The following is an 11286-nucleotide window of genomic DNA, read 5'->3' as shown; positions in this document are numbered from 1 at the left end:
GCAGCACCGTCTGACAAGCCGGCGCCAGGACCGTCAGTCCGGCTGCGCGATGATCAACGTCTGCAAGGGCAGATGCCGGATGGGCCGCGTGCTCTGCACCTTGAAACCCGCGTCATCCAGGAAGCCCTCGACCTCCGCGGGCGTGTACGACGCCGCTCCCGACGTGAGGAAGTAGTGCAACCCGATGAGCGGCGCGGACGTGCTCTGCGTGTCCCGCTCCTCGCGCAGGTACTCCAGCACCGCCAGCGTGCCCTTCGACACCATGGCCCCTCTCACGCGCCGCAGGAGCGCCACGTTCTGCGCGGGCGTCAGGTGGTGCATCACCTGGAACAGCAGCACGCCGTCATACGGCCCGCCCAGCTCCGCGTTCAGCACGTCCCCTTCCTTGTGCGTCACCCGGTGCGACAGCCCCGCCTGGGCGATGATGTCCCGCCCCACGCGCACGCTGCCCTCCAGGTCCACCACCGTGGCCTTCAGCCCCCGGTGCATCCGGCACAGCTCCGCCGCGTACCAGCCATGCGCGCCGCCCAGGTCCAACAGGTGCCTCGCACCACGGGGCAGGGGAATGGCCGCCGCCACCTCCGGCGAGGCCAGCCGCGCCAGCTGGTACATGGCCTGGATGTAGTCTCGCCAGCGCGGGTCGTCCGGGGCGAACTGGTGGATGTCCACCGACTGACCGCTCTTCACAGCGGTCTCCAGCTGCCCCCACCAGTCCCACTGCGCGTAGTTGAACTCCAGGAACGCCGTGATGGCCTGCGGCGAGCGCGGGTCCAGCCACCGCCGCGCCCGGGGCGCCAGCCGGAAGCGGCCCCGGCTCAGCTCCACCACCTCGCAGGCGATGAGCGCTTCCAGCAGCGCCCGCATGCCTTCCGTGCTCGTCTTGAGCCGCGCCGCCAGCGCCTCCGCCGTCGCCGCGCCGTCCGCCAGTGCCGCGTAGACACCCAGCCTGGCCCCGGCCATCAGCGTCCGCGACGCCATCATCCCGAAGAAGACGTGCGCCAGGGGTTGCGGCGCCAGGTTGAGGAAGTCCGCTACCCGCTCCAGGAGGTTGTCCGCCTTCAGGCCCAGCCGCATCGCGCGTCGCTCCTTGGAGTGGGGGGGAGTGGGGCCTGCCGGGGCTACCGGCGCCGCCGCGAGCCTGCCACGGCGGCCAAGCCCAGCACCATCAGCGCCGCCTGCGGGCCCAACATGCAACCCTGCGTCTCCGCCTGGCGGATGCCGGTGTACTTGCACTTGGTCGACACGCAGGTGAAGCGCGGCGCGCAGTCGCTGGTGCTGCGGCAGTCCGTGGGCACGCGCCCGGTGTTGTCATCCCCTTCCGGGGAGTTCGGATCGTCCGGCTGGCCCGCGTCCGGCTGCGGACCCTCCTGGGCCAGGACCGTCAGGGGGGAGAACAGGAGGAGCCCGGCCAGGAGCCCTGCCGGGGAGATGCGGGCGAGAAGGGAGGACATGAGGCGGGCGACACCCTAACGCCCCAGCGGGGCGCTTGCATCCACCGTCTGAAGCGGGTGGCCTTCCGGGGTTCCCTGGAAACGCTGGCCGCCCCGGCGTCCGAATCTGCTACGGTCCCCCCGCGATGGCGCCTCGAATCCTCGTCGTGGACGACAACCAGGAGCTCCTCTCCCTCCTCACGCAGCTGTTCGAGGACGCCGGGTATGAGGTGGTGGGCGCCAGCCGTGGCAAGCAGGCCATCGAGGCCGCCCGCGCCCAGCCCCCCGGCTGTGCTGTCTTGGACATCCTGCTACCGGACATGATGGGCTATCACCTGGCGGACACGCTGCGGAAGGACAACCCCCAGCTGCCGCTGCTCTTCATCACCGGCGTCTTCAAGGGCGGCAAGCACGCCACCGAAGCGCGCCAGAAGTACCAGGCCGCCGGCTACTTCGAGAAACCCTTCGAGGCCCAGAAGCTGCTGGAAGCGGTGGCCAAGGTCCTGCCCGCGGAGAAGAAGGTCCCCGCCGCCTCCATGGCAGACGCCTTCGAGGTGGAGCTGGACATCGACGTGGAGGAGGAGGGCCCGCAGGACGCCATGGAGCTGACCGGCCGCATCAAGGTCACCGGCGGCGGCAACCTCACGGCCGAAATCCGCGGCGCCAACCTCACCGCCACGCCCATGCAGAAGGTGCCCACCACCCAGGTGAGGCCTCCTACGCCGGGCCGCCCGCCGGATCCGCTGCCGGTGGGCGCGGGCGCGCCGGGCAGCCGCCGGGGCGAGCTGAGGGACAACCTGCCCTCGCTGCTCACCGCCTTCTACCTGTCGCGTGAGACGGGCGAGCTGGGCGTGCAGCGCGGCAAGGTGAAGAAGGTCGTCTACTTCGAGAACGGCACCCCGGTGTTCGCGCTCTCCAACCTGCTGGCGGACCGCTTCGGGCAGTTCCTGGTGCGCGTGGGGAAGATCAAACCCGAGCAGCTCCAGGACGCCTCCGCCGTCGCCGCGCAGAGCCACCGGCGCACCGGTGACGTGCTGGTGGAGCGCGGCCTGCTCAAGGACACCGAGCGGCTGTACTACGTGGGCCAGCAGGTGAAGGCCATCATCTACTCGGTCTTCTCCTGGGAGGAGGGCACGTATGTGATGAGCTTCAAGGAGAAGGCCTCCTCGGAGTCCATCAAGCTGGACGTGCACCCGGCGAACCTCATCGTCCGGGGCATCAAGAAGCTCTACAAGCCGGAGCGCCTGCGCCGCATGCTCCAGCCCGAGGACCGGCTCATCCCCGCCGTCGCGCCCGCCTACGGCCTCAACGAGGTGGAGCTGGAGCGCTGGGAGGCGGAGCTCTTGCCGAAGATTGACGGCAACCGCGTGGTGGCGGAGCTGCTCGCGTTCGCCAACCGCCCGGAGCACGTCGTCTACGGCTTCCTGGTGTCGATGATGGCGCTGGGCATCCTGGACAAGCGCTCGTAGCGCCTGGCGGTGCCTCGAAGCGGGCCTGGGTGCTTCCCAGGCCCGCGGTGCTTCTTCAGACGAGCCGCGAGCCGATCCAGAACAGGCCCAGCGCGCCGGAGCCCAGCGCCACGCCGCGCTGGATCCACAGGCTGATGCTCGCGTTGACCCGCGACAGGCCTTCCGCGAACAGCAGGCCCACCGCGCCCATGCCGATGAGGATGCCCAGCGCGAAGCCGGGCAGGTACGTCCACGCGGACAGGCTCATGCTGCCGCCCACCAGCAGCGGGGGCAGCGCGATGAGCAGCGACCGCACGCCGCTCACGGCCATGAAGGCGCCGGCCGCGGTGCTCACGGTGTGCACGTGCTCGTGCGGCTCGCGGTCGTGGCCGGGCAGGTGCGGGTGGCCGTGGTCCAGGCTGTGCGGGAAGAGCAGGGCGGTGACGGCCAGCGCCACCAGCACCGCGCCGCCGAACACCTCCGCCCACCGCTCGAAGGTCTCCGACAGGCCCACGCCGGCGACGAGGCACACCGCGGCGATGCCGCCCAGCATGGCCGCGTGGCCCAGGGCGAAGCGCAACGCCGTCATGATGGCGACGCGGCGACGGCCGCCGCCCAGGGTGCCGAGCGTGGCCATGGCGGCGCAGTGGTCCGGCCCCAGGGCATGGAGCAGGCCTTGGGACAGGCCGAGCAGGAAGGCGAGCAGGATGGGAGCCACGACGGCGCACCCTAGCCGTGGTTTAACCCTGTGGCCAGCAGGAGGACGTCCCACACCATGCGCATTGCCCATCCCCGAACTTCCGCCGCGTTGCTGCTCGCGGGTCTGCTCGCACTGTCGGGCTGCTCCACCGACCCTGGTCCGGAGCAGCTGAAGAAGGCCGAGGAGCGCTACCAGGAGCTGATCAACCAGAAGCTCCCCGCCCAGGACCCGGCGTGGGCGGAGGTCGCCGCCCAGTTCGAGGCCGTTCCCAAGGACTCCAAGGTCCGCCCGGAGGCCGACAAGCGTCTGTCCGCGCTGAAGGCCGCGCAGGAGAAGATCCCGCCGCGTCCCCTGGCCCGGCCGGGTGCGACGGGGCGCGGGGCCAGCGACGTGGAGGCCAAGCGCGCCGCGTGTGAATCGCTCGCGAAGAAGATGGGCGAGGCCCACACGGACACGACGCGCAACATGCTGCGCAAGGTACTGGAGAGCTGCCAGGCGGACCTGGTCAAGCTGGAGGCCCACGACCACCCGCCGGGCGAAGAGGTCCATCCGCCGGGCGAGGGCGCGCGCTGAAGCCCCTGGCGCACGCGTGGAGTTGAGAAGCCCCCGGGGTCTGGGTATGGAGCCGACGCATGCCCATGCCCCAAGCAGGTGACAAGGCCCCCGGCTTCTCGCTCCCCGACCAGAGCGGCGCCACCGTCTCCCTCTCGCAGTTCAAGGGGCGGCACGTCGTCCTCTACTTCTATCCGAAGGACGCGACCCCCGGCTGCACCACGGAGGCGTGCGACTTTCGCGATGAGCACTCCGCGCTGGTGAAGGCCGGCGCGGTGGTGCTGGGCGTGTCGCCGGACAGCGTCGCGTCCCACCAGAAGTTCGCCACGAAACAGGGGCTGCCGTTCTCGCTCCTGGCGGACCCGGACCACGCGTTGGCGGACGCGTACGGCGTGTGGGGGGAGAAGTCCCTCTATGGCCGCAAGTTCATGGGCCTCATCCGCGCGACCTTCCTCATTGGCCCGGACGCGAAGGTCGTCCGCGTGTGGCCCAAGGTGAAGGTGGCCGGCCACGTCGCGGAGGTCCTGTCCACGCTCCAGGGCGGTGCGTCCTCCGACGCGGCTCCGGCCCCGAAGAAGGTTCCGGCGAAGAAGGCCTCCGCGGCGGAGGCGAAGCCGGCGGCTGTCAAGAAACCGGCGGCGAAGAAGGCTCCGGCGGCGAAGGGCGCGGCCAAGAAGGGCGCTCGCGCCTGACGCGGGGCGGGCGCCGGTGCACTCCTGGCGGGACAGGGAGGCCGGGACCGTGTATGCCTGCGCCCGTGGCTGGCTCCTCTCTCCCCGGGCGGGGCTGGCCGTTCACGATGATGCCCTGTCGGCCCTCGGGCCGGACAGCGGGCGGCCGGCAGGGCCTGCCCTCGGGTGGATGCCCGGTGGTGGGCGAGAACGGCATGACCATTCCTCGGGGATGGCGGAGACGATGAACATGCGCGAGCGAGGCATTCAGCGGTGGATGGGGGCGGCGGCGCTGGCGGCGGGCGTGCTCTTGGGCACGGCCTGTGGCGGGCTGCCCGAGACGGGCGGCAAGCAGCCGGACGAGTCGCGGGGCAATGCCTTCGCGCAGCGTGGGACGCAGCCGGAGGCCGTCTACAACGTGGCCGAGCAGCAGGGGCATGAGAACCCCGCTGACGCGCACCACGGTGACGCGGTCGCGAAGCTGCCTCCCCACGTGCTGACGGTGGACCGGGGCTACAACGCCACCATCGAGAAGATTGGCTCCAGCATCGACCCGCGCACGCCGGCCAATGCGGGCAAGTCCAACAACTCCAAGTGGGACGACGCGGGCGGCATGATGGCGCACCGCTACGGCGTGCTCGGCGGGGCGACCTATTCGCCCGCGGCCGAAGGGCTGGGCGGCTGGAACGTCTCCACCGCGAACGAGGGCACGCGCGGCTTCGATGCGCCGTACTCCTACGTCAGCCCGCCCGTCTACCTGCAGAACCGGTAGTCGGACCGCGGTCCAGGGATGCCCGCCGGCCAGCGTGCCAGCGGGCGTCCGGACTCCGGGCCCGCCACTCCCGGCCGGGCGCTGGGGTGGCCACTCCTTCTGTCGAGGCCATGACGGCTTCTGGAGGGAGCAGGCCATGCACTCAAGGAGACTTCATCACTGGACGCTGGTGGCGGTGTGCGCCGCGACGGCCGCGCTGGTGGGCCCCGGCTGCAACCGCGACAAGCCCACGATGCCGCGCACGGGTGGCGCCTACGAGGGCGTCGCCAACACGCAGCAGCCCGCGCCACCGGGAACGGGTGGCTCGGGCGCGACCACGCCCACGGACGCGAAGGGGATGCCGCTGAAGAAGGACGCGGAGGCGCGCGGAGCCCACCAGGGCCAGCAGAACCAGATTGGCGCGCCCGGCTTCACCACGCCCCAGGAGCCGGTGCCCGGAGACCGGGGCGGGGCCCTCCGCTTCCAGGGGCCCATGGGCCAGGGCTCGCAGCTGGGCTCCAGGCACGCCACCCACTAACGCGACGCGAGCATGACCTCCGTGGGGTCCTTGCCGGTGAAGGCACTGGCAAGGCCCTCGGCCAGCGAGCGGTGCTCCGCGTCGCCCAGCGTGGCGAGCCGGTCCTCGGCGGGGTGCGCGAAGCGGGCGGCAAGCGCGTCCAGGCGCCGGTGGGCTTCGGTGATGCGCTCGCGCGGGACGCGGCCGGACTCCACCGCCTTCACCAGCGCTTCGATGGCGGTGCGCTGCACGTCCGCCTTGTGGCACACGAGGAACAGGTCCACGCCCGCGAGCGTGCCCTGCACCGCGGCCTCCGCCACGGAGTAGTGGTCCGCGATGGCCTTCATCTCCAGGTCGTCGGAGACGACCACGCCGTCGAAGCCCAGCTCCTTGCGCAGCAGGTCGTGCAGCGCGCGGTGGCTCATGGTGGCCGGGACGCCCTGCTCCAGCGCGTCGAACAGCACGTGCGCCGTCATCAGCGACGCGAGCCCCGCCTTCGCGAAGGCCTGGAACGGCACCAGCTCCACGCGGCGCAGGCGCTCCAGGTCGTGCGGCAGCTTCGGCAGGGTGAGGTGGCTGTCTGTCGTCGTGTCGCCGTGACCGGGGAAGTGCTTCCCGCAGGACGCCACGCCGCCGGCCTCCAGTCCCTTCGCGAGCGCCACGCCCAGCCGGCCCACCTCCACCGGGTCACGGCTGAAGCTGCGGTCGCCAATCACGGGGTTGGCCGGGTTGGTGTCCACGTCGAGCACGGGCGCGAAGTCCCAGTCGAAGCCCACGGCGCGCAGCTCGTGCGCGAGCAGCCGGCCCACGCGCTCGGCCAGGGCTTCGTCGCCGCGCTGTCCCAGCTCGCGCATGGGGGGCAGGGCGGTGAAGGGCTCACCGCGAAGGCGCGCCACCCGGCCGCCCTCCTGGTCCACGGAGAGGATGAAGGGCCGGCCCGCGCGCGTCTTGATGTCACGGCACAGCGCCGCGGTCTCCGCCGCGGTGCCCACGTTGCGCTTGAAGAGGATGGCGCCGTAGATGCCGTCGTCCATCAGCGCCGCGAGGTCGGCGTCGATGCGGGTGCCAGGGAAGCCCACCATGAAGAGGCGGGCACAGTCGCGATAGAGGGCGGAAGCAGGGCTCACGGCCGCGCAGTGTGGCAGAGCCCGCCGCCCATGGGGCAGCGGATGCGCTCACCGAGCGTCGGCTGCCTGTCAGGGCGCGGAGCGGCCAGGGCTACTTCCGGAGCAGGGTGCCTTCGAAGAAGAACGCCAGGCACGCGGCCAGGATGAGCCACGTCCACAGCGGCACCGCGGGCTTGTCCGCGTCCCCCGTGGAGGCCTTCACCGTGTCCTCGCCGAAGTAGGCCGTCAGCGTATCCGGCGGCACGCGCGTCAGGTCGCTCTCCGCCGGGTCCAGCGTGGCGGCGAAGTCCAGCGCGGCCACGGGCTTTCCGTCCGCGCCCAGCACCGCGTGCACGCCCGGCTCCACCGTGGGGCCCGCCACGAACGAACCGTCCGGCTGTGCCTTCACCGGCAGCTCGCTGCCATCCGGCGCGCGCACGCCCGCCACCTTCTGCGTGCCCTCCGGGCGCAGGGTCACCGTCTCGCCCACGCGCACGCGCACCTCTTCGCGCTCCTCCAGCGAGCCCGTGAGGTACGCGGCGAAGCGCTGCATCAGCGGCAGGAAGCTCGTGCGGATGGCGAAGTCGCTCCAGTCGCGGTCCACCGTGCTGGTGAACAGCGCCACGCGCCCCTTGCCCCGGCGCGCCACCGCCACCGCGGGTGCCCCGTCCTCGTATGTGGCCAGCACCTGGCTGGTGCCCGGCGCGGACGGGCTGTCCGCCTCCAGCAGCATGTACTTGTAGAAGCGCGCCCCGATGAGCCCCTCCTCCGCGCGGCCCGTGAAGGGCGCGAACAGCGGATGGTCCACCTTCACCTGCGCCAGCTTCGCCGTCTTCGTCTCCGCGTCCGGGTCCTCGCGCTCGGCGCTCGTGCGCACCAGGCGCAGGGGGCGCGGCAGGAGCGTGCCCAGCCGTGAGTTGTACGCCTCCGGGTTCACGTGGTCGCCCACGCTCACGAAGAGGCCGCCGCCGTTCTCCACGAAGGCCGCCAGCTTCCGCGCCTCCTCCTCCGACGGCGCCGGGGCGTTGAGCAGCAGCACCAGGTCATACGCGCTGAAGTCCTCGCGCAGCCCCACCTCCGCGTCGCGCACCGCCACGTCCACCGGCGAGCCCGGCGACGTGAGCGCCGCGTCCACGAAGAAGGCCTCGTCCCGGTAGCGCGTCGCGTGCGGCGAGCCGTTCACCACCAGCGCCTTCAGCCCGCGCGGCACCGGCAGCACGAAGGCCCGCCGGTCATCCTCCGCCAGCGCGTCCGGCGCGAGCGTCACCTGGCCCACCACCGTGCCGCCCTGCGGGAAGCGCACCGTCAGCGTCTTCTGCGTCGTGCCGCCCGCGGGCACGTCCACGAAGCCCTTGGCCAGCGTGGACTCGCCCACGCGCACCGCGGCCTCCAGGTCCTTGGCCGGCGTCGCGCCGAAGTTCCGCACCGTGAAGGTGAACTGGTACGCGCGCGGCCCCGCCTGCAGCGCGGGCTCCACCCGCAGGTCCACCAGCGCGTGGTTGTCCAGCGACTCGCGTCCGGACGCCACGTCGCGCAGCACGACCTCCGGCTTCACCATCGCGCCCGTGGGCCCCTTCACCGTGGGCGGCGGCGCTTCCAGCCGGAGGCCGGAGCCCGTCATGTCGGAGACCACCACCAGGCGCTTGCCCGGCATCGGGTTCTCCTCCAGCGACCGCGCGGCCATGTCCAGGCAGCGCGACAGGTCCGCCGTGCCGTAGGTGGGCTTCGCCTCGTCCACCAGCGCGCGCAGCCGTGCCCGGTCGAAGCCCGGCGGCGGGGGCGCTTCCGGTGACGCCGTGCACACCATCACCGTCGCGGGCTCCTCCGGCAGCAGGTCCTTGAGCGCGTCGCGCGCCTCGTCGCGGCCCTTCTCGAAGTTCGACGTGCCGTCCGACCAGCGCATGGACAGCGACGCATCCAGGATGACCGCCGTGGCCGCCGGCCCGCGCGTCACCGTGGCCGCCTGCGCGTCGCGGGTGAACTCCGGCCGAGCCAGCGCGATGGGGATCGCCAGCAGGATGAGCGTGCGCAGCGCGTACAGCAGCAGCCGCTTCAGCTTGAGCCGGCTCGCCGTGCGCTTCTGGCTGCGCAGCACGAACGCGAGCGGCCCGAACGGATGTGCCCTCGGCCGGCGCCGGTCGAACAGGTGCACCAGCACGGGGATGAGCGCGCCCAGCGTGCCCAGGAGGAACCACGGATTGCCGAACGTCACCGGCGCCTCCCTCGGCGTCCCAGGAAGCGCAGCAGCACCTCATCCAGCCGCTCGTCGGTGCGCACCAATTCGTAGTCCACGTCGGCTTCAGCGCACTTCGCCTTCACGTCCGCGAGGAACGCGCCGAACTCCTCCAGGTAGCTCTGCTTGATTTCACGCGGGTTCACCTCGATGCGGCCCTCGCCCTCCATGTCCAGGAAGAGCGTGGGGTCGTCGAAGGGGAACGTCAGCTCCGCCGGGTCCACCAGATGGAACACCGCCACGTCGTTCTTGCGCTGCCGCAGGGCCAGGATGCGCTTGAGCGCCTCCTGCCGTTCATCCAGCAGGTCCGACAGCACGATGACCGTGGAGCGCCGGGGCAGCACCTCCGCGAGATGATCCGCCGCGCTGCCCAGGTCCGTGGGGCCCTTGGCCTCCGTGTGCTCCAGCGCGTCCAGCAGCACGTTGAGGTGGCCAGCGGAGGCGCGGGGCGGCACGTCCTTGAACGCGCCGCCCACCATGACGGCCAGGCCCGCCGCGTCCTGCTGGCGCACGAGCAGGTAGCTGAGCGCGCCCGCGAGCGTCTTGGCCACCTCCAGCTTGGACATCGCGCCGCTCTGGTAGCCCATGGACGCGGACGCATCCACGACCATCACCGAGCGCAGGTTCGTCTCATGCTCGAAGCGCTTGACGTAGTACTTGTCGAACTTGCCGTAGGCCTTCCAGTCCAGGTGGCGCAGCTCGTCGCCGGGGGCGTACTCCTTGTGCTCGGCGAACTCCACGCTCTGGCCCTGATGGGGGCTCTTGTGGAGGCCGGACAGCACGCCCTCCATCACGGCGCGGGCGCGCAGCTTCACGCCCTGGAGGCGGGACAACGTCTGGGCGTCGAGCAGCGACATGGGATGGAGGTCCCTAGCCCTTCACCACCGTGAGGAGCTGGTCGATGAGCTTCACGGACGTGATGCCGTCGCTCTCCGCGGTGAAGTTGGGCAGCACGCGGTGGCGCAGCACGGGCCTCGCCAGCGCCCGCACGTCCTCCACCGTGGCCACGAAGCGGCCGTTGAGGATGGCGCGCGCCTTGGCCGCGAGCACCAGGTACTGGCTCGCACGCGGGCCCGCGCCCCAGGACACGTTCTTCGCCACGAAGTCCGGCGCGCCCGCTTCCTTGGGACGCGTGTGGCGCACCAGCTCCACCGCGTAGCGCACCACGTGGTCCGGCACCGGCACGCGGCGCACCAGCTCCTGGAGGGCGAGGATGCGCTCGGGGGACAAAATCTTCTCCAGCTTCGGCGGCGCGCCGGCGGTGGTGCTCTTGACGATCTGCACCTCCTCCTCGGCGGTGGGGTAGCCCACGTCCACCAGGAACATGAAGCGGTCCAGCTGCGCCTCGGGGAGGGGATAGGTGCCCTCCTGCTCGATGGGGTTCTGCGTCGCGAAGACGAGGAAGGGCAGCTCCAGCGGGTACGTGCGGCCACCGGCGGTGATGCGGTACTCCTGCATGGCCTGGAGGAGCGCGGCCTGCGTCTTGGGCGGCGTGCGGTTCACCTCGTCCGCGAGGATGATGTTCGCGAACAGCGGGCCCTGCATGAAGCGGAAGGAGCGGCGGCCCGTGGTCTTGTCCTCTTCCAGGATGTCCGTGCCGGTGATGTCCGACGGCATCAGGTCCGGCGTGAACTGGATGCGGTTGAAGGACAGGTTGAGCACGTCCGCCAGCGTGGAGATGAGCAGCGTCTTCGCCAGGCCCGGCACGCCCACGAAGAGGCAGTGGCCGCGGCTGAAGAGCGAAATCAGCAGGTGCTCCACCACGTCCCGCTGGCCGACGACGCGCTTTTCAATCTGCTCGACGATGGCGTTGCGGGCCTGGGCAAGCTCCTCGACGGCGCGCAGGTCCTCGGGGGTGGCGTCGGACTGGGGAAGAGG

The 11286-nt window shown here is 71.4% G+C and carries 12 protein-coding genes; 5 read left to right on the top strand and 7 right to left on the bottom strand.

Features of this window, described 5'->3' with window-relative positions; all coding sequences use genetic code 11:
- Positions 1–33 precede the first annotated feature (33 nt).
- Positions 34–1074 carry a class I SAM-dependent methyltransferase gene (locus D7V80_RS24780; RefSeq protein ID WP_120590518.1) on the bottom strand — a complete coding sequence of 347 codons (1041 nt, stop codon included), beginning with the start codon at positions 1072–1074 and terminating at the stop codon, positions 34–36.
- A 44-nt stretch (positions 1075–1118) separates the two neighbouring features.
- Positions 1119–1451: an MXAN_6627.5 family MYXO-CTERM protein gene (locus D7V80_RS24775; RefSeq protein ID WP_120590517.1), complete on the bottom strand. Its 333-nt coding sequence runs from the start codon at positions 1449–1451 to the stop codon at positions 1119–1121.
- Positions 1452–1576: 125 nt separating this feature from the next.
- Here D7V80_RS24775 and D7V80_RS24770 point away from each other — a divergent pair, with 125 nt between their 5' ends.
- Positions 1577–2899, top strand: a complete 1323-nt coding sequence (locus tag D7V80_RS24770; RefSeq protein WP_120590516.1) for a response regulator — start codon at positions 1577–1579, stop codon at positions 2897–2899.
- Positions 2900–2954: 55 nt separating this feature from the next.
- On the opposite strand, the gene D7V80_RS24765 is transcribed toward D7V80_RS24770, so the two are convergent.
- Entirely contained in the window at positions 2955–3596 is a 642-nt protein-coding gene (locus D7V80_RS24765; RefSeq protein WP_120590515.1) for a hypothetical protein, read from the bottom strand.
- A 57-nt stretch (positions 3597–3653) separates the two neighbouring features.
- Here D7V80_RS24765 and D7V80_RS24760 point away from each other — a divergent pair, with 57 nt between their 5' ends.
- From D7V80_RS24760 to D7V80_RS24745, 4 genes are all read left to right on the top strand, one after another.
- A complete protein-coding gene (locus tag D7V80_RS24760) occupies positions 3654–4151 on the top strand; it encodes a hypothetical protein (RefSeq protein ID WP_120590514.1) in 498 nt (165 codons plus the stop codon).
- A gap of 59 nt (positions 4152–4210) precedes the next feature.
- A complete protein-coding gene (bcp, locus tag D7V80_RS24755) occupies positions 4211–4822 on the top strand; it encodes a thioredoxin-dependent thiol peroxidase (RefSeq protein ID WP_120590513.1) in 612 nt (203 codons plus the stop codon).
- A 229-nt stretch (positions 4823–5051) separates the two neighbouring features.
- On the top strand, positions 5052–5573 hold the full coding sequence (locus D7V80_RS24750) for a hypothetical protein (RefSeq protein WP_147447206.1): 522 nt from the start codon (positions 5052–5054) through the stop codon (positions 5571–5573).
- A gap of 136 nt (positions 5574–5709) precedes the next feature.
- On the top strand, positions 5710–6090 hold the full coding sequence (locus tag D7V80_RS24745; protein WP_147447205.1) for a hypothetical protein: 381 nt from the start codon (positions 5710–5712) through the stop codon (positions 6088–6090).
- On the opposite strand, the gene nagZ is transcribed toward D7V80_RS24745, so the two are convergent.
- The 4 genes from nagZ to D7V80_RS24725 all read right to left on the bottom strand — a co-directional run.
- Complete coding sequence (gene nagZ / locus D7V80_RS24740; RefSeq protein WP_370452533.1) at positions 6087–7151, bottom strand: beta-N-acetylhexosaminidase; 1065 nt, start codon at positions 7149–7151, stop codon at positions 6087–6089. The two genes, D7V80_RS24745 and nagZ, sit on opposite strands and share 4 nt — an antisense overlap.
- 136 nt (positions 7152–7287) lie before the next feature.
- Positions 7288–9387 carry a BatA domain-containing protein gene (locus tag D7V80_RS24735; protein WP_120590509.1) on the bottom strand — a complete coding sequence of 700 codons (2100 nt, stop codon included), beginning with the start codon at positions 9385–9387 and terminating at the stop codon, positions 7288–7290.
- Complete coding sequence (locus D7V80_RS24730) at positions 9384–10265, bottom strand: DUF58 domain-containing protein (protein ID WP_120580093.1); 882 nt, start codon at positions 10263–10265, stop codon at positions 9384–9386. The genes D7V80_RS24735 and D7V80_RS24730 overlap by 4 nt, the downstream gene beginning before the upstream one ends.
- Positions 10266–10278: 13 nt before the next feature.
- Positions 10279–11286 (bottom strand): MoxR family ATPase (locus D7V80_RS24725; RefSeq protein WP_233585694.1); only part of this gene is annotated, 1008 nt, incomplete at its 5' end.

The sequence above is a fragment of the Corallococcus sp. CA054B genome (assembly GCF_003611625.1).
GTDB classification, from domain to species: Bacteria; Myxococcota; Myxococcia; order Myxococcales; family Myxococcaceae; genus Corallococcus; species Corallococcus coralloides.
Note: the sequence above shows the minus strand (reverse complement) of the source record. Positions and strands in the feature narration are given on the sequence as shown.